Origin of the sequence: Clostridium sp. 1001283B150225_161107_B6 (assembly GCF_015556325.1) — a bacterium.
Lineage (GTDB): Bacteria > Bacillota > Clostridia > Lachnospirales > Lachnospiraceae > Enterocloster.
Genome location: NZ_JADNMD010000003.1, coordinates 442,547 through 463,970 on the forward strand (window position 1 = coordinate 442,547; position 21,424 = coordinate 463,970).

General features: G+C 53.0%; 21 protein-coding genes. All 21 read right to left on the reverse strand.

Features of this window, described 5'->3' with window-relative positions:
• Positions 1-45: 45 nt before the first annotated feature.
• Complete coding sequence (locus I2H39_RS10545) at positions 46-813, reverse strand: flagellar hook-basal body protein (RefSeq protein ID WP_195626416.1); 768 nt, start codon at positions 811-813, stop codon at positions 46-48.
• A 13-nt stretch (positions 814-826) separates the two neighbouring features.
• Complete coding sequence (locus I2H39_RS10550) at positions 827-1,567, reverse strand: flagellar hook-basal body protein (protein ID WP_195626417.1); 741 nt, start codon at positions 1,565-1,567, stop codon at positions 827-829.
• Between the two features lie 4 nt (positions 1,568-1,571).
• On the reverse strand, positions 1,572-2,342 hold the full coding sequence (locus I2H39_RS10555) for a FliA/WhiG family RNA polymerase sigma factor (protein ID WP_330640706.1): 771 nt from the start codon (positions 2,340-2,342) through the stop codon (positions 1,572-1,574).
• 12 nt (positions 2,343-2,354) lie between these two features.
• The gene (gene flhA, locus I2H39_RS10560; RefSeq protein ID WP_138310698.1) at positions 2,355-4,409 is read right to left on the reverse strand and encodes a flagellar biosynthesis protein FlhA; all 2,055 of its coding nucleotides are present in this window, start codon (positions 4,407-4,409) and stop codon (positions 2,355-2,357) included.
• Between the two features lie 2 nt (positions 4,410-4,411).
• A complete protein-coding gene (gene fliN / locus I2H39_RS10565) occupies positions 4,412-5,515 on the reverse strand; it encodes a flagellar motor switch protein FliN (protein WP_195626419.1) in 1,104 nt (367 codons plus the stop codon).
• Positions 5,516-5,529: 14 nt separating this feature from the next.
• Positions 5,530-6,414, reverse strand: a complete 885-nt coding sequence (locus I2H39_RS10570; RefSeq protein WP_138310700.1) for a motility protein A — start codon at positions 6,412-6,414, stop codon at positions 5,530-5,532.
• A 38-nt stretch (positions 6,415-6,452) separates the two neighbouring features.
• Complete coding sequence (locus I2H39_RS10575) at positions 6,453-6,659, reverse strand: flagellar FlbD family protein (RefSeq protein ID WP_138310701.1); 207 nt, start codon at positions 6,657-6,659, stop codon at positions 6,453-6,455.
• Positions 6,660-6,679: 20 nt separating this feature from the next.
• The gene (locus I2H39_RS10580) at positions 6,680-8,368 is read right to left on the reverse strand and encodes a flagellar hook-basal body complex protein (RefSeq protein ID WP_195626420.1); all 1,689 of its coding nucleotides are present in this window, start codon (positions 8,366-8,368) and stop codon (positions 6,680-6,682) included.
• A 71-nt stretch (positions 8,369-8,439) separates the two neighbouring features.
• Entirely contained in the window at positions 8,440-8,835 is a 396-nt protein-coding gene (locus I2H39_RS10585) for a TIGR02530 family flagellar biosynthesis protein (protein WP_138310703.1), read from the reverse strand.
• A 58-nt stretch (positions 8,836-8,893) separates the two neighbouring features.
• Positions 8,894-9,535 (reverse strand): flagellar hook capping FlgD N-terminal domain-containing protein, encoded by a 642-nt coding sequence (locus I2H39_RS10590; protein ID WP_138310704.1) that lies wholly within the window; start codon positions 9,533-9,535, stop codon positions 8,894-8,896.
• A gap of 25 nt (positions 9,536-9,560) precedes the next feature.
• Complete coding sequence (locus tag I2H39_RS10595) at positions 9,561-11,000, reverse strand: flagellar hook-length control protein FliK (protein WP_195626421.1); 1,440 nt, start codon at positions 10,998-11,000, stop codon at positions 9,561-9,563.
• Positions 11,001-11,033: 33 nt separating this feature from the next.
• Entirely contained in the window at positions 11,034-11,483 is a 450-nt protein-coding gene (gene fliJ / locus I2H39_RS10600) for a flagellar export protein FliJ (RefSeq protein WP_138310706.1), read from the reverse strand.
• A gap of 10 nt (positions 11,484-11,493) precedes the next feature.
• On the reverse strand, positions 11,494-12,798 hold the full coding sequence (locus I2H39_RS10605; protein ID WP_195626422.1) for a FliI/YscN family ATPase: 1,305 nt from the start codon (positions 12,796-12,798) through the stop codon (positions 11,494-11,496).
• Positions 12,799-12,810: 12 nt separating this feature from the next.
• The gene (locus I2H39_RS10610; RefSeq protein ID WP_243281796.1) at positions 12,811-13,629 is read right to left on the reverse strand and encodes a FliH/SctL family protein; all 819 of its coding nucleotides are present in this window, start codon (positions 13,627-13,629) and stop codon (positions 12,811-12,813) included.
• A gap of 4 nt (positions 13,630-13,633) precedes the next feature.
• Positions 13,634-14,641 carry a flagellar motor switch protein FliG gene (gene fliG, locus I2H39_RS10615; RefSeq protein ID WP_138310709.1) on the reverse strand — a complete coding sequence of 336 codons (1,008 nt, stop codon included), beginning with the start codon at positions 14,639-14,641 and terminating at the stop codon, positions 13,634-13,636.
• A gap of 1 nt (position 14,642) precedes the next feature.
• Positions 14,643-16,250, reverse strand: coding sequence for a flagellar basal-body MS-ring/collar protein FliF (gene fliF / locus I2H39_RS10620; protein WP_195626424.1), 1,608 nt, complete (start codon positions 16,248-16,250; stop codon positions 14,643-14,645).
• A 29-nt stretch (positions 16,251-16,279) separates the two neighbouring features.
• A complete protein-coding gene (locus tag I2H39_RS10625; RefSeq protein WP_330640705.1) occupies positions 16,280-16,609 on the reverse strand; it encodes a flagellar hook-basal body complex protein FliE in 330 nt (109 codons plus the stop codon).
• Between the two features lie 259 nt (positions 16,610-16,868).
• Entirely contained in the window at positions 16,869-18,077 is a 1,209-nt protein-coding gene (locus I2H39_RS10630; RefSeq protein ID WP_195626425.1) for an N-acetylmuramoyl-L-alanine amidase family protein, read from the reverse strand.
• A 22-nt stretch (positions 18,078-18,099) separates the two neighbouring features.
• Positions 18,100-19,320 (reverse strand): N-acetylmuramoyl-L-alanine amidase family protein, encoded by a 1,221-nt coding sequence (locus tag I2H39_RS10635; protein ID WP_138310713.1) that lies wholly within the window; start codon positions 19,318-19,320, stop codon positions 18,100-18,102.
• A gap of 29 nt (positions 19,321-19,349) precedes the next feature.
• Positions 19,350-20,624 (reverse strand): C40 family peptidase, encoded by a 1,275-nt coding sequence (locus tag I2H39_RS10640; RefSeq protein WP_227147113.1) that lies wholly within the window; start codon positions 20,622-20,624, stop codon positions 19,350-19,352.
• Positions 20,625-20,803: 179 nt separating this feature from the next.
• A complete protein-coding gene (gene spoVT / locus I2H39_RS10645) occupies positions 20,804-21,352 on the reverse strand; it encodes a stage V sporulation protein T (protein ID WP_138310715.1) in 549 nt (182 codons plus the stop codon).
• Between the last annotated feature and the right edge of the window lie 72 nt (positions 21,353-21,424).

Consider the following 21,424-nt stretch of genomic DNA (forward strand, 5'->3'; position numbering starts at 1 on the left):
CTCCCCTTTCAGTAAGTTCAGCGTACGTCATTACCTTGTATGTCATTACCTTAAGTTATTAATCATCTCTTCCATCTGGTCCGCAGTCGTGACAATCCGGCTGTTGAGCTGGAATGCGCGCTGTGTCTGCATCAGATTCACCATCTCGGTTGACATGTTGGAATTGGACATCTCCAGGGCATGGCTCATGACCTTGCTCTTCTCCTGTTCATCATCCAAATCATCTATGGACAGCCATTCACCGGAGGTTTCTCCTGTGCGGAACAGGTTCATTCCCACATGCTGCAGCCCTTCCGGATTCTCACACACAAACAGTCCGATGCGGTCCGCCAGTCCGTCCAGGTCCAGCTCCCCAGTATCGCTGTCCCTGCTGTCCTCCGATACCTTGTACTCCAGCTCTATGGGTTCCCCGTCCTGGTCCAGCACATAGCTTCCATCGCTGGTGGTCAGGAAATTGCCGTCATCCGTGGAGGATATCTGGAACGCCCCGTCCCTGGTGTAAGCCGGTTCTTCCTCGTCCTCACTGGTCTGGATTGCGAAAAATGCATTGCCTGTTATGGCAAAATCCAGCTCCCGGTCCGTCCTGCGGAAAATCCCCTGCTGGAACGTGGTCCCCGGCCCGTCATTGCGGACCCCGTGTCCCACCTGCGCCTGGGGACGCATATCCATCTGCGTGTACAGTAAATCATTAAAACTGCTGCGCATGGACTTATAGCCGTTGGTACTTATATTGGCCATGTTGTTAGAAGTCACATCCAAATCCTTCTGGAACGCATTCATGGCTGATACTGCTGTATAGTACGATATATTCATCTGTGGTTCCCCCCTACAGCTTTCCAATCTCGTTGGCTGTCTTCTGATTCATCTGGTCTATGATGGTCAGGGCCTTGCCGCAGGACTGGAATGCCCTCTGCACCTCCATGGCCCTGGTCATTTCATTGTTAAGATTCACTGCTGACTGTTCCAGCTTTCCCTGATACACCGTGGGATAGACCTGGGTCAGCTCCACGCCGTCTCCTGCCCCGTAGGTACCATTGTCATAAAACTCCAGATTGTCGTAATTGTCCGGCGCCACAATCTGAATCTGGTCCAGGGCGCCGTCCTCATTATCGTAAATGATGCCGTCCGCGCCAACGCGGAATCCCTCCTCATCCACATATACCGGACCGCCGTCCCCCATGAGCTGCCCCACTCCGGGAAGCATCAGGTTTCCCTCATCATCCCTGGAAAAATGTCCGTTTCGGGTCAGATACCGGCCGTTCTCCCCCTGTATGACAAAGAACCCGTCGCCGTTAATAGCCAAATCATAGGTTTTTCCGGTATCTTCAATAGGTCCCTGTCCGTGGGTGGTCATCTCCCTGGTTCCGACGGATATGGTGGACCCCTGGCCCAGCCCCTCCGTCCTCCCGTTCATTTCCCGCACCAGCTGCTGGTCAAAGGTGGTCTTAACCAGGCGTTTCGGTTTATAACCGCTGGTCTTTACATTGGCTATGTTATTGGCTGCCATGTTTAATGACCTCTGGTTCATCAGCATGCCGGATGCGGCTGTGTAAAATCCTGAAAACATAGTTTTATCCTCTCATATAATCTTCCAGGCTGGTTTTCAGCTTATGGATTGCCTTGGTATGTATCTGGCATACACGGGACTGTCCGATACCCATGACCTGGGCAATCTCCGAATACTTCAGTTCCTCATAGTAATATAGGGTAATGACAAGCCGTTCCTTTTCTCCCAGTCCGTCTATGGCTGATGTAAGTGTTTCCATCAGCTCCTTGTAAAACAGGCTTTCCTCTGGTTTTCCCTCTATGCCGCCGGCCTCCAGCTCCCCTTTTGCCACTATGGCCGTCATATCCTGCAGCACGGACTCAAAGGAAAGAAGGTTGGCGTGATTCATATATTTAATGTGATTCTCTACCTTTTCCACGGGTATGTCAAGATAATCCGCCACATCACCCACATCCGGCTCCCTCATCTGCTCATGGGACAGAATGGAAAATGCTTCGTCTACCTTTTTCTGGAAATTCCTGGCTCTGTGAGGCACCCAGTCCTGGCTGCGAATATAGTCAATCATGGCTCCTCTTATCCGCATAAATGCAAATGTTTCAAACCTGGCGCCCCGGTCCGGGTCATACCGTTCCAGACATTCAATCAGCGCCAGCACGCCCTGGTCTATAAGCTCCTCCTGTTCCAGGAGAGAACCGGCCATGGACCGCAGCTGCACTGCCGCAGAACGCACAATGGGAAGATAGTGCACAATCAGCCTGTTCCTCAATTCCTGGCCGCCGCTTTTTCTGTAGTCGTCCAGAACACGGACCATATCCTCACTCTCTGTCTGTTCCATCAGCATATCCCGTTACCTCTGGCTTAGGGAAATATTTCCCAATGCCTGTATCTGTATATTGTTGTCAATCTCACTGAAGGATACCACCGCAACGTTGGGGTAAAACTGGTCAATGAGCTTTTTAAAGTAAATCCGCACCACCGGAGAGGTGAGTACAATAGGTACATTAACCAAATCCTTAATCTTATTGATTTCAGAGGTGGCAGAGGACACTATGCTCTGAATGGCTGTTGGTTCCAGGGCCAGGTAGGAGCCTGTATCCATCTTTTTCACGGAAGACATAATCATATTCTCTATCCGGTCGTCCAGGCTGATGACCTTCATCTGCCCTGCCTCTGAGAACCGCCGCGATATGGTACGCTTTAAGGCCTGGCGCACATACTCGGTGAGCATATCCGTATCCTTAACCTGACTGCCGTAATCGCCCAGGGTTTCTACAATGGTCTCCATATCCCGGATGGGAATTTCCTCCCGCAGAAGATTGGCCAGGACCTTCTGGAGCCCTCCCACCGATATGACGGAAGGGATGGTGTCCTCCACAATACTGCTGTTGGTCTTCTTAAGGGCCTCCAGCAGGTTGTTGACCTCCTGCCGGTTTAACAGCTCATGCAGGTGCTCCTTCACCACCTCGGACAAATGGGTGATTACCACCGAAGTGGGGTCAATCAGGGTATAACCGGCCAGCTCGGCCTGTATCTTCCTGTCCTCGCTTATCCATTTTGCCGGTATATGGAAGGCCGGGTCAATGGTATCGATTCCAGGCACATCGTCAGCATCCGTGCCCGGAGGCAGGGCCAGGTAATGGTCCATGAGTATATCCCCACGCGCCACTTCCTCCCCCTTCAGGAGGATGCTGTACTGGTTGGGATTGAGCTGCCCGCTGTCCTTGATTCGGACAGAGGGAATCACAAATCCCATATCAAGGGCCATCTGTTTGCGGAACATGACCACCCGGTCAATGAAATTCCCGCCGTTGCTTTCATCCGCCAGGGGAATCAGGCTGTATCCGAACTCCATTTCAATCTGCTCCACATTCAGCAGGCCGTATACATTTTCAATATTCTTATAGTAGGACGCCTCGCTGGTAACCTCTGTCTCCACCAGCTCCTCTGCTGTCTCCGCCACCAGGCTCTTCTGATGCCGGTACAGATAATACCCGCCCCCAATCATGCCCGCTGATATAATCAGTATCTGGAGAACAGGGAATCCTGGTATGAGGCACAGGCAGGCCGCTGCGCCGCCTGCGGTCATCAGCACCCTGGGCTGGGCCAGGAACTGCTTTGTCAGGTCCTCGCTGAGGCTGTTCTCCGAGGCTGACCGGGTCACCACCATGCCGGTGGCAACCGATATGAGCAGGGCCGGTATCTGGGACACCAGGCCGTCGCCAATGGTGGATGTGGTGTATATCTGCATGATATCCTGTATGCTTCCCTGGCTGTTCATGATTCCCACCAGAAGGCCGCCCACAAAATTGATGAAGGTGATGATGATGGAGATAATGGCATCGCCCTTTACGAACTTGGTGGCGCCGTCCATGGAGCCGAAGAAGTCGGCTTCCCTCTGGATTTTAGACCGGCGTTCCCTTGCCTGCTGTTCGTCGATAAGACCGCTGTTTAAATCAGCGTCAATGGCCATCTGCTTGCCCGGCATTGCATCCAGGGTAAACCTTGCAGCAACCTCAGCCACACGCTCAGAGCCCTTTGTGATGACGATAAACTGAACCAGCACAATAATCAGGAAAATAATAAAACCAATGACCGCGTTTCCGCGGATGACAAACTGTCCAAAGGTCTTAACCACCTGTCCCGCGTATCCATTGTCAAACAGGATTTTTCTTGTGGATGATATGTTTAGTCCCAGCCTGAACAGGGTTGTAATCAGCAGCAGGGAGGGGAACACGGAAAACTCCAATGTTTCCCTGATATACATGGACATCACAAGAATCAGCAAAGACAGGGATATGTTCAGTATAAATAAAAAGTCCAGTATAGGCGTGGGCAGGGGAATCAGTATGAGGAATATAATTCCGATGATTCCCGCTGTTACAAGGATATTAAACCGTTTCAACTTTATTCACCATTTCCAATAATGCTTCTCGTATTTACTATTTCACTGATACGCACCCCAAAGTTATCATCAATCACAACCACTTCCCCCCGCGCAATGAGCTGGCCGTTGACAATGATGTCCACCGGGGCGTCCGACTGCTTATCCAGCTCCACCACGGTGCCGTTGCTGAAATTCAGGACATCCTTTAGGCGGCGTCTTGTCTTGCCTATTTCCACGGACACGTTTAAGGGCACATCCATGATAAGGCTCAGGTTTCCGCTCATGGACGGGTTTTGCAGCGCTCTGCCCTGCATTCCCGGGAACCTGCCGCCGGGAACATTGCCCCGGACAGTGCCTGAACCGGCTGTCTGGGCCCCTGTCTCTCCGGGCCTGAGCCTCCCGCCTCCTGCCCCTGCCGGCCGCTCCTGTCCTATGATGGAATCCTGCTCCATCAGGAGGGCCTGCTTGCGGGCCTCCTCTTCTTCCAGGCGGGCTTTTTCAAAGGCCGCTCTCCGGGCCTGTATTTCCTCTGTCAGGCTGTCCATGGCAGTGGATGATATACATTCTATAAACTCTGATTCCACCATATCCTTAATCTTCATGGTGTAGCTCACCACCATGACTCTCGCATCCGGCTGCTCTCCGATGACCGAAGCCAGGTCCTGGCTCCCGTCTGAGAGCACCAGCTGGCAGTCCGACAAATCCATGGTGTCGCCCAGATATTCAGCCATGGACGAGGCGGATGCATGGGACATCTGGTTCATCAGCTCGCCTGCAGCGCTCATGGCCACATCGTCAAAGACAAAGTCCGGGTCCGGAAGGTCGTCCACGCCCATAAGTTCATTTAAGAATACCTGCATATCCCTCTGGCGCAGAACCAGGACAATATTGCCCGCCACCTGGGAGGTCAGACAGTTCTTTACAAAGATGGCAGGTTCCAGGATACCGTACTCCACATCCTTGATTGTCATATCCTGAATCCTGGGCTCGCCTATGCCTATGTCCGCCCTCAGGATGGAAGAGATGGCCTCCCCTGCTGACTGTGCATGTATTTTAATCAGTTCTTCAAACATCTGCCTGTCTGTCATTGCGCTGACATCCTGGCCTCCCTCTGCCTTTGCCATGGTTTAAGCTCCTTCTATTCCTCAATCTCTTTCTTGTTCTTTTTGCGGCGTCTTCCAAAGCCCTTTCTTTTCCCGTCCTTTTTTCCGTCCTGGTTCCCGTCCTGTTTCTGTTCCTTTTCCCCAGGCTTCTTATAGCTGGCCGGAAGAAGCTTATAGAGCTTTTCCTCTATGAACTTTGGGTTTTCCCCCTCCTGGATGGCCAGGACTCCCTCCATGACCAGCTGTTTGCACAGGAATTCCTCGTCATGGCGGGCCTTCAGCTTGCTTGCCATGGGAAGGCATACCACATTGGCCAGCAGCGAACCGTACAGGGTGGTAATAAGCGCCACTGCCATGCCCTTTGCCAGGGCATCCACATCCGACATGTTTCCCAGCATGAGAATCAGTCCGACCAGCGTGCCAATCATGCCAAAGGCAGGCGCGTAGCTGGCTGCCTTTTCATAAAACCGCCGGTCCAGGGCATGGCGCTCATCCAGCTGTTCCAGCTCTGTCTCCATGGCCTTGCGCACCTTCTCCGAGTCCACGGAATCCACCACCAGCATCAGGCTGTTATGCAGAAACGGCTCGTCAATCTCACTTAGCTTGTCCTCCAGGGACAGAAGCCCCTTCATGCGGGCCTCTGTGGCCAGATTCACAATCTGTTCCACTGAATCCGCGGGACTGTACTGGTAGGGCCTGACAATGATTTTCAGATGGCTTCCAATCTTCCTGAAGGCCCCTGCCGGGAATGATATCATCATGACCCCGATGGTTCCTCCGATGGTAATGGCCATACTGGGAACATCCAGGAACGCCTTGAGGTTATGATACACAATCCTCATGGACTCCTGGTCAAATGTCATACCAAACATCACCAGTCCAACTGCTAATATAAAACCTAAAATTGACAAGACATCCATACCCTTACATCCTTTTCCTCAACTTTTATCTTGCTGCATCAGCCCTTAATCTGTTCCAGTATGCCCCGGAAGGCATCCCTGCGGAACTCCACCACTTTTTTGACCACGTCTTCCTTGGACTCCCTGACAATCAGATGCTTTCCGTTGGTCAGGAGTATGGTGGTATCAGGGGTCTCCATAATGGTTTCAATCAGGTCGCTGTTTAACACAAACTCTTCGCCGTTCAGCTTTTTCAGGATAATCATGATACCACCCTCCCATCACTTTATCTCTTAAGGTTCACCAGTTCCTCCAGGATGGAATCCGAAACCGTAATGATTCTGGAGTTAGCCTGGAAACCTCTCTGTGTGACAATCATATCTGCAAATTCCGTGGAGATATCCACATTGGACATTTCCAGGGATGAGGTTTTTAATGCTCCTGTGCCGTTCTCTCCTGCCTGGCACAGCTTTGGGTCGCCGGAGTTAGCCGTGGTCTTGAAGTAGGAGTTGCCCACGCCCTCCAGACCATAGGGGTTATCAAAGGTAACCAAATCAATGCGTCCTATCTGAATCTTGCCCAAATCAGGGTGCGTTGCTTCGATGATTCCATTGGAAAGAATCGTCACTCCCACGCCGGACAGGGCCACATCCCCGCCCTCGCTGCCGTTTGTCAGGGTAAAGTTCTTGCTCTTCAGACCTAAATCGTTGGAGTTGGTTGCGGCTGTGATAGTACCCACATCTGTCTTTATCAGCGCATTGCCCGTAAGGTCCTTGCATGCATCCTGGATAGCGGCATAGCCCGGATGCTTCAGCTCAATATACTGGCCGGGCTGGTCGTTCAGGGGCACGGAAGAATCCTCCTCTTTCAGCCACACGCTGTTAGCCGAGGTGCTGTTCTCGCTGACCTGGCCTGTGAAATATCGTTTCGTTCTATCGTCATTCTCAACCGTGGCCTTGATAATCCATGCTGCAGGCTCGGTTGCAGTGGCTGGCTGGAAGGTCATCTCATAGCTCACCTTGCCTGAGGCAGTAAATTTGGGCTCTGTGCTGGTACCGGAGGGTTTGATTCCTCCGAATATGCCGTCCTTGATGTCTGTCGCATTGGTAAAGGTCTGTACGCCTGACTTGATTCCGAAATTCTCACCCAGCAATTCTTCTCCTGTAAGGCTGGTCTTGAATATCTTGTCCGCGGGAACCGCTGTTATGGTGAAATCGCCTGCCGGATGGGCCTTTCCGCTGTTGGCCCGTGTGATGGCGGCGTTCATCTTGCTGTTAAAATCAGCTAAACTTGTAAAAACCGCATTTTTGTTTACGCTGACCGTTATACTGGAATCCTTTAAATCCCCTGATTTTACCACCACATCCGCTCCGTCCGGAAGCGTGTCGTCCAGCCGGAATGAGATGGTGACATTGGCTGCGCCGGTGGTGTTCTGGGATGTTATGGTATATTCAATCCCATTGATAGTCTGGGAGTTAGTTGACTGTGCATTGTTCTTGCCGGGTATGCTTAAATGTATTTTGTCTGCCCCGGCAGCCTTGCCAAGAGGGTCCCCTGTAACGCCTAGCACCGTGTATCCGTTGGCATCCACCAGATTGCCGCTGTTGTTGTCCAGCTGCAGGTTTCCGGCCCTGGTATAGAATATGTTTCCGTCCGAGTCCATCACCTGGAAAAATCCCTCTCCTGTGATGGCAACATCCATGGGCCTGCCTGTGGACTGCAGGGCCGACCGTCCCATATTCAGGTCAACGCCTGCCAGCTGCGCGCCGTAGCCCACCTGGCTGGCATTGGTTCCGCCCTTATTGTTGTCACCGCCTGTGGCGCTCTGCAGTGTCTGGTAATATACGTCCTGAAAACGGGCCCGGCTTGACTTAAAGCCGTATGTATTAACGTTGGCAATATTGTTGCCGATAACATCTAGCTTTGTCTGGTGGGCCTGCATACCGGACACAGCTGAAAATAATGACCTTAACATGTTGAATTCTCCTTTTCTAACCGCCCTACCCGTCCGTCATTCGGGGTAAGGATAGCCTCCCAAAGGACCGGCTATATCATTACGGTTCCGTCGATATTCGTGAAAACAGTGCCTTTCAGGCTGTCTTCATTCACAACAGTGACTACTTTATTATTCTTTACATTTACAACAAATGCAGTGGTTCCCAGGAGAATCAGAGGTTCCTTCAGTCCCTTTTCCTCTGCCATGCGCACTCCCTCATTCAGGCGGTCCAGCTTTTCAGAGGAAACATCCACGCCCCGTTCCACCACACGCTCCATGGCATGTCTGGAAAAGGATACCTGGCTTTCTTCCTTCAGTCTCTGCTCCAGCAGTTCCTTAAATGCATTGTCGTTTCCCGTTTCCCGGGGCCTGCTCTTCGGCGGCTCACCCGGAGTCCCCGTATAGATGGGGGTATGAAGCATTTTATTATAAATCATGGAATCCATTGTTCATCCTCCAGTCCCTTGCTGCGGTTCATGAAACATCTGCTCATAAAAATGGTTATCATGCCGTGCCGCCGGATGGTGTTTTTTCATCTGGCGCAGTTTGGCCGTCAGGCGGGGTTTCATCATTTCCACCGGATTCTTCTGCTGCGGGCTTATCCTTAATTTCCATGATTTCATCCATGGAAAAGGCTTCCCCGTCCACATATATTACGAATTTCCCATCCAGCAGGGATATCTTCTCCACCACTCCGTCTGCTTTTTTCAGGTCCCCCGACACGGTGAACTTAGCTGCGGACACATTCTTGCCCACCAGGGAAGCCACATAGGAACTCTTTGCATTGTATGCCATTTCCTCCATCTGCTGCATGGTGGATATCTGGGCCAGCTGGGTCACATACTGGGTGTCATCCACCGGATTCATAAAATCCTGGTTCTTCAGCTGCGCCACCATCAGGGTGAGGAAATCATCCATGCTGACTTTCTTGTCGTCCTCGCTTCCGAAGACAGCGTCAATCACATTGCCGGAACTGTCTGTACTGTTTGTACTGTCTGTTCCCCCTGTCCCCGTATCATTGTCGTCGGACAGCCCCCTGGCTTTGGCTGAATCTGTTCCCTGTAATCCTGATTTGGAACCGGCTCCCGGCCCGGCGGCACCTGCGCCTGATGTATAAGGCGTACTGTAATCTGACTGTATGGGCATTGTTCTCTCCTATTCTGTAAGCGGCCTAAACGTAGGCGTATAGCCTGCTCATGCGGCTCTCTGCCATCATCCGCTCTGCTTCCGTCAGAAGTTCATCCTCTAATCCGCTGTCCTCTGTTCCGTGATAGCTGTATCCGAAATGGGCCTGCCGGCCCTGGCGCTGCGGCATATGCTGGCTGAATCCCGAAAAATCCATGGCATTCTGGCTGCTGTGGTAAACTTCCTGTACTTCTGTGTTTAAGGGCCTCAGCATTTCCTTAAGGCTCTCCATCTGGCTGGTAACCAGCTTTTCTGTCTCCGGATTTGTGACCCCGATTCGTACCGTCATCTTCTCCCCGGCGCTTGTCAGGCGTACCACTATATCTCCCAGTCCTTCCGGTTTTAAATGGATGGTAAGTTCCCCGCCGTCTGTCTTCACAGCCCGTTCAAACCCAGTCTTAAGCTGTTCCAGCACAGGAGTCTCCATCTGCTGTTCCCTGGCGTCCGGCACCGGCCTTAGGCTGTCATTCACCCTGTTCTGCACTGTCTTCCCGGTCAGGTCAAGCCCCCTGGCATCCGCATTCCGTTTCAGTTCCTCCAGAGCCTGGTTCACATCCCCGGGTTCTTCATCCGCTGTCCCGGCCTGTTCCCGCAGCAGATTAAAAGCCTTATTCTGCCTGCCTCCCATACCGGAAAACATATCTTCACCGGATGGCTGTGTCTCCTTGTGGTTCCGGACCGGGGCCTCCATTTCTGCTTCCATGGCATCTGTCCTTGAAAGACGGACAAAATCTGAGGTCCTGTCTGCTGTCTCCTGTCTGACCTCGGGCCTGGGCACTGCTTCCTGAGCCGTCTGCCCTCTGGCCGCTTCCGCGGTTTCCGGCTGAACCACCTCCCGGAACGGATTAGCTGCCTGCTGCCCGTAACCCTCCGGATTCGTGTTGATTAAAAGAGGCTGTCCTGTCTTCCCTGTTTCCGGGGAAAATTCCGTCTGCATGACAGCATCCTGGATATCCGGCGCTTTCCCGTCCCCAGTGAGGACCGGCACTTCCTGCAGCAATGGCATCATTGCCTGAAGGCTCATGGCTGCTTCCGTGATGGCTGCTTCCGTCATGGCGCTGTTATTCTGGCTTTTTCCGGGCTGGCTGTCCTGTTCCGCGTTATCCGTATGCTCTGTCTCTGAAACTGCCGTCTTACTGCCGCCCCGGCATGTGCTCTCTTCAGAGGTCCCGGATTGTTTGGCCCGGTCCGCAGACATGGGGTTCTTTCCTTTATCTGCTGTATCCCGTGCTTTTGAATCAGCCGCCTCGTCCCATTTCCTGCCTGCCGCCTTTGTGCCGTCTCTGCGGGCATCTTTTAAATTCTGTGCAAACACATCCATGAAACTGGCGGCATCCTCCTGTTTTTCCCTGGCCCCTGAGCCAACGGATGGATTCTCCTTAAAACGGCTGGCTGTGAGAGCCTGTGTAAATGTTCCTGCGTTCATCTGTTTCACCTCCTTTCGCAGATAATGTTCTATTTAGGAAACGCCATTCCTGACAAATGCTCCGGCAACATGCTCAATAATCAGGTCCTGCTGCTCCTTTGCCTCGTCATGGCGGTATTCCTCCAACTGTTTTTCCTTCAGCTTCTCCAGCTTCTTTACCTCCTGGGAAGCCTCTGTCACAATGCGTCTCTGCTTCTCCACCCTGGCCTGCGCCCGGGCCAGCTCTGTCTCTATTTCTTCCAGCTGGATTCTGGTGCCTTCCAGGATGGAATAGCAGCCCTTCAGGATAAATACGGTTGTCCCCTGCATCTGGCGCTGTCCGATATCCTCCTGGATATGATGGATTTTCAGCTCCTTATCCCGTTTGTCTTCCTCCAGCCTATCCCGTTCAGCCGTAACCCTGCCCAGAACGCCTTTTTCCTTTTCCAGGTTCTGTTCCTGGTACGCCAGCATGCGCTCCAGCGTAAATACAAACTTTTTCATGGCCCGCCCCTTAATCCGTTGCCTGTATCATCTGGATTACTGCCTCATCCAGGGAAAAGCTCTCATCCGTCTTCTGCTGGAGATACCCGTAAATGCGGTCGATTCGTTCCAGCGCTTCATCTAATTCCGGATTAGTCCCCTTCTTATAGGCTCCGATGGAAACCAAATCACTGTTGCTCTCATATACAGCCAGAAGCCTGCGGAGCTTTCCGGCAGCCGCTTTATGTTCCGGCGTCACAATGTCATTCATAAGACGGCTGACACTGGACAATATATCAATGGCCGGATAACGGTTCTTGGCAGCCACCTTCCGGGACAGCATGATGTGTCCGTCTATAATTCCGCGGACCGTATCGGATATGGGCTCGTTGGCATCGTCCCCCTCTACCAGGACCGTATAGATGCCGGTAATGGAACCTTCCTCAAAATTGCCGGAACGCTCCAGCAGCTTAGGCAGCTCTGAATAAATGGAAGGGGTATACCCCCTGGCTACCGGCGGCTCCCCAATGCTCAGCCCCACTTCCCTCTGGGCCATTGCAAACCTGGTAAGGGAATCCATCATGAGAAGCACATCCATGCCCTGGTCCTTAAAATACTCTGCAATGGTGGTGGCTGTCATGGTGCACTTGGAACGCATCATGGCGGACTGGTTGGAGGTTGCCACCACCAGAACCGAACGTCTGAGCCCTTCCTCTCCCAAATCCCTGTTGATAAACTCCACAACCTCCCTGCTTCTCTCCCCCACCAGGGCGATGACGTTGACATCCGCCTTTACATTCTTGGCAATCATGCCCATCAGCGTACTCTTTCCAACGCCGCTTCCTGCGAAGATTCCCATTCTCTGGCCCTTGCCCACGGTCAGAAGACCGTCTATGGCCTTTACCCCCATCTGTATGATTGTGTCGATTCTGGGACGCGTCATGGGGTTGGAGGGTTTTCCTGTGATGGAATAGTATGACACATCCTCCACCGGCCCCAAATCATCTATGGGATTTCCCATGGCATCCACGGTCCTGCCGATAAGACGGTTGGACACCGCAATGTGCAGGCGCTCCCCGGTATTGCGGACAGCGCTGCCGTAACCAATGCCCTCAGTCTCGCCATAGGGCATCAAAAGCACCTTGTTCTCCCGGAAGCCCACCACCTCGGCCATGACCGGAGAACCGCCCTCCACCACATCAATGGTGCACACGTCTCCCAGCCTGCAGGCCGGTCCCGTGGACTCAACCGTGGTTCCCACTATTTTGTCAATCTTGCCAAGATATGTGTACAGGCCGGCATTCTCAATGACCCGTTCTATCTGTTCCAGCTCCATATGCTTACCGCCTTACTCCTGACTGGTCAGGGCCGTCAGCTGCCTTTTCAGATTATCCAGCTGAACATCCAGTGACGCGTCCACAATGCCCTCCTCTGTCTCTATCTGGACAAAGCCCGGGGGCCTGCTTTCCGGCTTAATGCGGAGTACACCGCCCATTTTATCCTTCAGGGGTTCCAGGCGCTTTTCAAGAACCTCCACCAGCCCCACGGCATCCTCCGGAATGTGGACCGTTATATTCTCCTTATCCCGTTCCGAAAGCACGGCAGACGCCACCATGTCCGCCAATTCGGACGCATCATACTCCACCTTTTTCCTGAGTATTTTTTCTGCCATCATAAAGGCCAGGCCGGCCACCTTCTCATTCATCCGGCTCTTGAATTCCTCCAGTCCCTGACCCATCCGGTCAACCGCTGCCTGTATGCCGGCAACATCCCTCGAAATATCCTCCAGCGCCTGGTCCATTCCCTGGCTGTAGCCTTCCTTTTTTGCCTGGTCATGTATCCTTCCGGCTTCGTCCCGTGCCGTGTTTACTATATTGTCCCTCTGGGCATAGGCTTCCTCCAGTATCCTGGCAGCCGACTGTTCCGCCTGCTCTCTGGCATGCTCCAGAATCTTGCGCTTTTCCTCCGATATAAGGGCATACCGCTTTCCGGCTGCGTCCTGGCCGCCGGTTCCGGCTGCACCCGGTCCGCTGGCTCCGGCCCCATGGCCCTCCGGATTTCCTGTCCCGTCTGCGTTTTCCCCGGTCCGGGGCTGTCCCGGCGCTCCTGCGTCAGTCTGATATACCCTGACCCTGGCATGGCCCGTGACGGTCTGTCCCTGCTTCAATACCCTAGACAATTATCTCATCCTTTCCATCCTTGGAAATCACAATCTCGCCTTCCTCCTCCAGCCGCCTGATAACAGCCACAATCCTCTGCTGTGCATCCTCCACATCGCTCATACGTATATTATGCAGATACTCCATATCGCTCTGTATGGATTCCCGCATACGGTTGGACATATTGGAAAATATGGTTGCAGTAACATCCCGGTTGGCAACCTTCAGCGCCACAGACAAATCCTTGGAATCAATCTCACGCAGGAACCTCTGCACGGACAGGGGGTCCAGATATGCGATATCCTCGAATACAAACATGAGCTTGCGCACATCCTCGGCCAGCTGCGGATTCTTCATGTTCAGCTCGTCGAAAATATCCCGCTCCGTGCTGCGGTCCACATGGTTCATTACATCTGCTATGTAGTTAAGACCGCCCACTTCCATGGTTTCCTCTGATGAAGAGGAACCGATTTTCTTTTCCAGGACCTCTTCGGCTATCTTGATGGCCATGGGAAGGGCCCGGTCCATATTGGCAATGCGCTCCACCACATCCACCCTGGTGTCCTGGGAAAGGTTGGCTATGATTTTTGACGCCTGTTCCGGCGTTGCGTAGGACAGGATGAGAGCCAGTGTCTGCGGATGCTCATTCTGTATGGCTGCCATCAGTGTCTTATAATCCACTTTTCTGATAAAACTGAACGCCTTGGTCTTCAGGGCCTTGCTGACCCGGTCCATCAGGTTCCTGGCCTGCTGCTGCCCGAATGCCTTTTCCAGGACCTCCTTGGCATAGTCCCGTCCGCCCTCGGTTATGACCTTCTCTGTCACGCAGCAGTTATAAAAGTCCTTGGCAATGTCTTCCAATTCATTTTCAGCCAGACGGGGCAGACGGGTGATTTCCATGGACAGCTGTTCCACCTCGTTTTCCGTGAGATACCGGAACACCTCAGATGCCCGTTCGCTCCCCAGTATGGATATGACAGCCGCTGCTTTCTCTGCTGGCCTTCTCTCTTCTGCAGGCATCTTATTTCTTATCCTCCTTCAGCCATGAACTTATCATGGATGCAATAATTTCCGGATTCATCTGTGCAAAGGAGCGTACCTGCTCCACCGGGTCATCGGGATTCACCTGCATACGGCCCAGGTCATTGTGCACCGCCTCCTCCTCGGCCCGGTCAGCTGCATCTGCCTGGGGCGGAGCCTCTCCCTCAAAGGGAGCAAACAGCTCCTGGTCTTCCTTCATCTGCCTCCTGCGCCTGCGTCCGAAAAGCAGGAGCAAAAGCAGGAGGAACAAAAGGATTCCGGCTCCGGCCGCAATGGCTATGGTCCTGTAGTCAATTCCCGTATCCACAGGCGCCTGCACCGGCAGCGCCGGTTTTGCCGGAGCCGACTCCTTGGGCACTTCACGGAAACTGGACACCACGATATCCTCCGGCGCAATATTGGCTGCCTTGGAAGCCGCGTCAATCAGCTGCTGTTTCTTGGCCTCTGTCAGGTTATCGTCATTGACCGTGATGGCCACGGTCGCCTTCTGCAGTTTAACATTGTCCTTTTCAATCTGTTTCTTTATGTAGCTTACAAGGTAATCCACATCCCTGTAATAATCCCCGGTTCCCTGGGCCGCGCCGCCTGTTCCGGCAGTACCGTAGGCAGGTATGTCCGTGTTGTTCTCCTCCCCGGCAATGCCTCCCGCGCCGGCCAGGCCTCCTGCCGTGCCCCTGCTTTCCCGGTAGTGGTCCACCACTCCCTGTCCGTTCTCCTGGGGCTCGTACTCCAGATTCTCGGTTATCATCTTGTCGTAGTCTATGACAACCGTGGCAGATACCCGGATTTTATCGGGAGGATAGGCCAGGGTCAGTACATTTTTGATTTTATTCTGTAACCGTTCCTCCACCTTGGCCTCAAAATCCAGACGGTTCAGACCGTAGGCCGTGTTTCCGATATCATCGGACACCATCTCCTGCATGGACTCCGCGTTGACCACGGTTACATGTTCCGGCAGCAGGCGCGGTACGCTGTCCGCCACCAGATTCTTGATGGCCGATACCTTTTCCGGTGACAAGTCATAGGACGGCATTAAAGTCAAAGAAACGGAGCCTGTACTGCCGGAATCCCCATCATCCCAGACATAAGCGCTCTCATCGGGCACATTCAATGTGACGATGGCGTTCTTAATACCGGTCATGTCCTTCAGGGTGCGTTCCAGCCGGTCCTGAAGGTTCATAAGGAGATACTGCCGCTTCTCAAACTCCGTGGTAGTAAAACCCATATTATCTGAAAAAATATCAAAAGGAAGCGCCGTTTTCGGATATCCCAGTTCTGACATCTCAATCATGATGTCACCCAGCTGTTCCTCCGGAACCGTCACTTCACCCTCATCATTTCTTTTAGCCGGCACGCCTCTTCCGCCCAGCACTGCCAGAATCTCGTTATTCTCCTCCCTGGATATCCCTGGAAACAATGTTACATAGCTTCCGGCATTCCCTCTGTTTAATAAAATGCTGGCTGCCAGGGCTATCACTATAGCCGCAGCCACCCCCGCTGCCACGGCTTTTCTTTTGCCGCTTCCCAGGACTCGTCCTATGGCACCGTTTCCTCCGGCTCCTGGTTTTATCTTATCCTTTATCCCCATGATTCAATTGTAACATCCTTCATCCCGTATTAGACCTGCATACCCATAATCTGATTATAGGCATTCACTGCCTTTGAAGTAAGCTGAGTGGCGAACTCCACTGCTGCCGCTGACTTTTCAGCCTGTATCAAAGCGGTATGCAGGTTATCCACCTGCCCTGATGCAAGCTTCATATCCATTATCCGGGTGTCCCTGATGGACTGGTCCGCCTCCCTGACTGCTTCTTTAAGCACATTGTTAAAGCTCTTCTCCGGGACCGCCTTAACCGTGCTGTCTCCCTTTAAGTCAGATAAAGAGCCCGCACCCTCCATCCTTGTAACCGGTATGATGAACATAATCTTCCCCCCTGTATACCTCATGTTATTTACACAATTATCCAATATTTTAAGTATATCCCCATTCAGTCACTCAGTCAACAAAAATAAATGTTTTTGGAACTGTTTTGTAACCATTTTGACCCTGTTTACAGGGAAAACAGGTTGTTGGTAATTGTTTCCATGCAATAAAGCTGATATAAAGTCCGCATAAAAAGCAGCGGCAGGATATGTTTTCCATTTCCTGCCGCTGCCTAATCCTACACTGCCCTATGGCAGCCTGCCCATAGCTGCTTTAGCGTTCCTAACCATGCCAGATACCGGAACCATCCAGATACCGTCCCTCCACATAGGCATTCTTAACCATGCGCCCGTTTTCCGGACTCATATAATACCAGCTGCCGCTGTCTAAGAGCCATCCTGTATGCATGCTGCCGTCCTGGTCAAAGAAGTACATGCCGTCCCCGGCCGCAAGCCATCCCTTATACATGATGCCGTCATTTCCCAGGTAATACCATTTACGGCTGTCCTGTAACCAGCCTGTCTGCATGACTCCGTTGATATCCAGGAAATAATAATTGCCGTCCTTCTGCTGCCAGCCGGTCAGCATATACCCGCTGAAATCAAAGAGATACCATCTGCCGTCAATGTTTTTCCAGGTTCCGGCGGGATAGGTGCCGTCCGTATTCCTGTACCACCATCCTTCATCGTCCTTAATCCATCCCAGCTGGGACGGCGTCAGTGCATCGCCCTTGTCAGGACCGCCCATGTTCCCTCCGGTCAGTGTGCAGACCTCATCCGCGTCTATGTCCAGCTCGTCTGAATATACCCAGTCGCTGCTGGTGATATAGGCTGTCTCCTCCGTGTCCTTGGGAATGGCCCTGACGCGGAACTGGTATGTCCCTGCCGCAGTCATCAGAGGATAGAAATCGTAATTAGTGGCAATGACCTTTGGTATGCCCTGGACCATCTGCCCATTGCGGTAGAGCTTCAGCTCATAGGCGCCCGCGTAAGGGACCTGGGCCCAGGTGGCTTTTCCCGGCGGGTATCCCATCCATTCCGCTGTGTCCGGTATCTCCAGGGTGCCGGAAGCAGGTGTCAGCAGTACCGTGAGAAGCAGGGTTTCGTCATTGTTGGTCTTTTTTACCGACTTATAGGAAGCTCCGTCAATCTGGAACTTGCTTGGTCCTGTGACCCTGTTGAAATAATAACCGCTTCTGGCATGTATCTCAATTTGTACCTTGGGTTCATCCCCCGGCTCCCAGTAATCCTTATTATTCTTGGCAACCCATCTATAAGCGCCCACGGTATACAGGCTGCTGTCCGTGGTAGCATGCACCGTAGCCTCGTTGAGTTCATAATCCGCCTGCACATCAGAGCGGACCCTTAATGATACGCTGGTAATGGGTGTCCTTGTCTCTGTCTTTACTGCTGCCATGGATACAGCAGGGAATGCCGCTGCCAGCAACGCCCAAATCCCCATGGCTGCAGCCGCCTTCTTCCATCCATACATCCTTTTATCCTCCTTCTGCCGGTTACGGGACCCATATCCCTTCCTGATTCACATAATGCTGGTCCACAGCCATATCCCGCACCATACGCCCGCCTGACGGGTCCAGATAGTACCAATTCCCCTGCCACAGCAGCCACCCGGTTGCCATACTGCCGTCCGGATTCAGATAGTACCAGTCGTTCCCCTGCTGCAGCCACTGTCCTGTCAGCTTTCCTTTCTCCGGGTCCAGGTAATACCAGATGCGGTTGAACTGAAGCCAGCCCGTAACCATGTCCCCGTTGGATGTCAGGTAGTATTCCCTGTCGTTCTTCCACTGCCAGCCCGTAAGCATATATCCGTTTATGTCAAACAGATACCACTTACCGCCAATCTCCTGCCAGCAGCCCACGGGATAACTTCCGTCCTGGTTCCTGTACCACCAGCCGTTTTTGTCCTGGGCCCAGCCGGGGGCCTGGGCATTGGGTCCGGTTCCGTCCTTCACACTGACACCGGCGGTTCCCTTTCCCTGGGACACGGCCCTCTTATCCGCTGCCTGGGCATCCTTCCTGGTAATCTGCTGGTTGTCAGACTCGGTCCATCCTCCTGCTTTCAGATAGTCAGACTCTGACTCCGACTTTGCCACAGCCCTTACCTTGAAATAGTAATCCCCTTCTTCCGTCATATAGGGAAAGAAATCATAGCTGACGGAATTGGTCCTGGGCACATGGTAAACCATGCTCTCATCACAGAACAGCTTTACCTCGTAGGAGGAGGCCCCCTCTACCTTGGCCCATCTTGCTTTTCCCAAAGGTGTTTCCTCCCAATGGGCCTCTTCCACCTGGTCCAGTGTCCCCTTGACGCCTTTTAGCTTTGCAGTAATGGTGAGGCTGCGCTTTGCATCGCTTTTCTTGGATGACACATAATCCGCGCCCCGTATATGCGCGCTGGAGGAACTGATGCTTCCGAAATAGTACTCGTCCTCAGCAGCCAATTCAATGGTTATACGCGGTGTCTCCCCTGCCTTCCAGGATGTCTTTCCATTGATAAACCCGCAGGACACCACATGATACTTGGTGCTGTCCGCCGTGGCTGACACGCTTGCGCTGCCCCCCACCTCCACGGAAGAGGTAACCGCTATGGTCACCGACTTAATAGCCTCGTCCGCATAAGAAACCATGGCAGCGGACCACCATACCCCCAGCACAAGGAACAATCCTGCCGCTGCCCTGCAGGAAACATGTATCAGCCTGTTTCTAATCCCCATCTTAAACCTCCCCTTATCCTTTATCCCCGTTACTGCCATGGCCTGCGTATGGATACAATGGTCCGGTAGGCCGGGTCATTGCTCACCTTGATACCTTCTTTTCTGGAACTGGCATGTACGATACGGCCTCCGCCGATATACATGGCCACATGGCCGGAGTAGCACACCAAATCCCCTGGCTCCATATCCTCATACGGTACCTCTCTGCCAAATCCGGCCTGTTCCCCCGATGTTCTGGGGATACTGACGCCGAAATGCCGGTATACGGACTGGGTAAAACCGGAGCAGTCCGTTCCGTTGGTCAGGCTTGTACCTCCGTATATATAGGGATTTCCCACAAACTGCAGGGCATAGTCCGCCACATTTCTGCCGAACTCAGTGCCGCCCGTGCTTTCTGCCGGCTTGCCGCTGCTTCCCGGTTCCTGCCCCGGACCCAGGACCGGCGGCTCCTGATTGGCGCCTCCCGGTCCCTGCCCTATGCTTCCCTGCTCCTGCCTGATGCGCTCCTGCTCCTGCCTGATATGCTCCTGCCTGATACGCTCCTGCCTGGCACGTTCCTCCTCCTGCCTGGCCCTGAGAATGCGTATCTCCTCTGTCTTCCTTCTCACTTCACCGGCCGCGCGGGCGGCCCGTGTCCGGGCTGCCTCCAGTTCAAGGGCAAATCCGCTGCTCTCTTTTTCCCTCTCCCGGATAAAGCCTTCCAGCTCCTTTTGCTGGGACTCATTCTCCTCTTCCATGACCTCCAGCTGGGACTGTTTCTCCTCCAGCAGCTCCTTTTTTCCGGCAGCTTCCTTCTTTAGCCGTTCATACCTCTCTATGATTTGCCGGTCATATTCATAGAGCTGTCTGAAATATTCGGTCTGGCTGACCACATCCCCTATACTCTTTGCCTTTAAAAGGATGTCCAGATAAGTGATATCCCCTTCCTCATACAGGAACTGAATCCTCTTTTTGAGAATCCCGTACTGTGTCCGGCGCTGTTCCTCGGCCTGGCGGTAATCCAAGCCGGCCTGGTGAATCTGCGCCTTCAGTTCTTCCATATCCGATTCCAGTATATCCTTTAGGGCCAGCAGCCTTACCAGTTCATCCTCCAGGTCCTGTTCCTTCTGCCTGGACTCTCCCAGCTTCTGTTCCAGCTGCTCTGCCTCAGACTCTGCCCGGGACTTTTCTTCCTCTGCCCGGCGCTTTTCCTTCTCTGCCTTTGTGACAGGCGATGCGCGGCCTGGCACAGGCGCCTGGACTGCCAGCACAAGGGCTGCCGCAATCAGTACCGCCCTCCGCCGGCATCCCCGGTTACCACTCATTCCCATACCGTTCTTATGTATACCTTTTAACCCTTCCCAAATTACACATCATTTTTCAATAATGTCAGTATAGCACAAATGTAACCAGGAAAAAAGCCTGAAAACAGAAACATCCCGGTACAGGCCTGCAGTCATGCTGCCCCGCACCGGGATATTTCCGTAAAACCCCTGTATAACTGTTAACCTTCCATCTGCCGTCCCAGAAACCCGGCAGCCGTGGATGCCAGTTTTACCTCGGCGTCCCCGAACTTGGCCCTGGGCTCGCGGCTCATGAGAGCCACCGCGCCGATGGCATCGCCTTCACAGATGATTGGCGCAACCACCTGGGCGCTGATTCCCTCCAGCTCCTCGTCCACCAGCTGGATGAATGCCTTGTCTTCCCTGGCGGCAATGACAGTGCTCCTCTCATTGATGGCCTGTTCCAGCTGACGGCTGATATTTCTCTGAAGCAGGTCCTTCTTGGCTCCTCCTGCCACGGCTATGACCTGGTCCCTGTCCGTAATGCATACGAAAAGGCCGGTGGACTGTGCCATGGCCTCTGCATACTGCACGGCAAATGAGGTGAGTTCCATCATAGGCGAGTATTTTTTAAGGATGATTTCTCCTTCCCTGTCTGTGAATATCTCTAACGGCGTACCTTCCCTGAGCCTTAAGGTCCTCCGAATCTCCTTTGGAATGACCACACGGCCCAGATCATCAATTCTTCTGACTATTCCTGTAGCTTTCATAAACAAAATTCCTCCATTTTACTTTCTGTCATTTATCTTCTTTGTTGCCCGTAAATGTAGTATCTGTAAAAC

Bases quoted from the DNA above. Each gene is read 5' to 3' on its own strand.
- I2H39_RS10595 (WP_195626421.1), bottom strand. From the start codon at position 11,000: ATGAACGCAGGAACATTTACACAGGCTCTCACAGCCAGCCGTTTTAAG.
- I2H39_RS10555 (WP_330640706.1), bottom strand. From the start codon at position 2,342: ATGGAACAGACAGAGAGTGAGGATATGGTCCGTGTTCTGGACGACTAC.
- fliF (WP_195626424.1), bottom strand. From the start codon at position 16,250: ATGGGGATAAAGGATAAGATAAAACCAGGAGCCGGAGGAAACGGTGCC.
- I2H39_RS10570 (WP_138310700.1), bottom strand. From the start codon at position 6,414: ATGGATGTCTTGTCAATTTTAGGTTTTATATTAGCAGTTGGACTGGTG.
- I2H39_RS10630 (WP_195626425.1), bottom strand. From the start codon at position 18,077: ATGTATGGATGGAAGAAGGCGGCTGCAGCCATGGGGATTTGGGCGTTG.
- I2H39_RS10585 (WP_138310703.1), bottom strand. From the start codon at position 8,835: ATGGATTCCATGATTTATAATAAAATGCTTCATACCCCCATCTATACG.
- I2H39_RS10580 (WP_195626420.1), bottom strand. From the start codon at position 8,368: ATGTTAAGGTCATTATTTTCAGCTGTGTCCGGTATGCAGGCCCACCAG.
- fliJ (WP_138310706.1), bottom strand. From the start codon at position 11,483: ATGAAAAAGTTTGTATTTACGCTGGAGCGCATGCTGGCGTACCAGGAA.
- I2H39_RS10605 (WP_195626422.1), bottom strand. From the start codon at position 12,798: ATGGAGCTGGAACAGATAGAACGGGTCATTGAGAATGCCGGCCTGTAC.
- fliG (WP_138310709.1), bottom strand. From the start codon at position 14,641: ATGCCTGCAGAAGAGAGAAGGCCAGCAGAGAAAGCAGCGGCTGTCATA.
- I2H39_RS10625 (WP_330640705.1), bottom strand. From the start codon at position 16,609: ATGAGGTATACAGGGGGGAAGATTATGTTCATCATACCGGTTACAAGG.
- fliN (WP_195626419.1), bottom strand. From the start codon at position 5,515: ATGGCAAAGGCAGAGGGAGGCCAGGATGTCAGCGCAATGACAGACAGG.
- I2H39_RS10640 (WP_227147113.1), bottom strand. From the start codon at position 20,624: ATGAGTGGTAACCGGGGATGCCGGCGGAGGGCGGTACTGATTGCGGCA.
- I2H39_RS10545 (WP_195626416.1), bottom strand. From the start codon at position 813: ATGAATATATCGTACTATACAGCAGTATCAGCCATGAATGCGTTCCAG.
- I2H39_RS10575 (WP_138310701.1), bottom strand. From the start codon at position 6,659: ATGATTATCCTGAAAAAGCTGAACGGCGAAGAGTTTGTGTTAAACAGC.
- I2H39_RS10590 (WP_138310704.1), bottom strand. From the start codon at position 9,535: ATGCCCATACAGTCAGATTACAGTACGCCTTATACATCAGGCGCAGGT.
- I2H39_RS10550 (WP_195626417.1), bottom strand. From the start codon at position 1,567: ATGTTTTCAGGATTTTACACAGCCGCATCCGGCATGCTGATGAACCAG.
- I2H39_RS10635 (WP_138310713.1), bottom strand. From the start codon at position 19,320: ATGGGGATTAGAAACAGGCTGATACATGTTTCCTGCAGGGCAGCGGCA.
- spoVT (WP_138310715.1), bottom strand. From the start codon at position 21,352: ATGAAAGCTACAGGAATAGTCAGAAGAATTGATGATCTGGGCCGTGTG.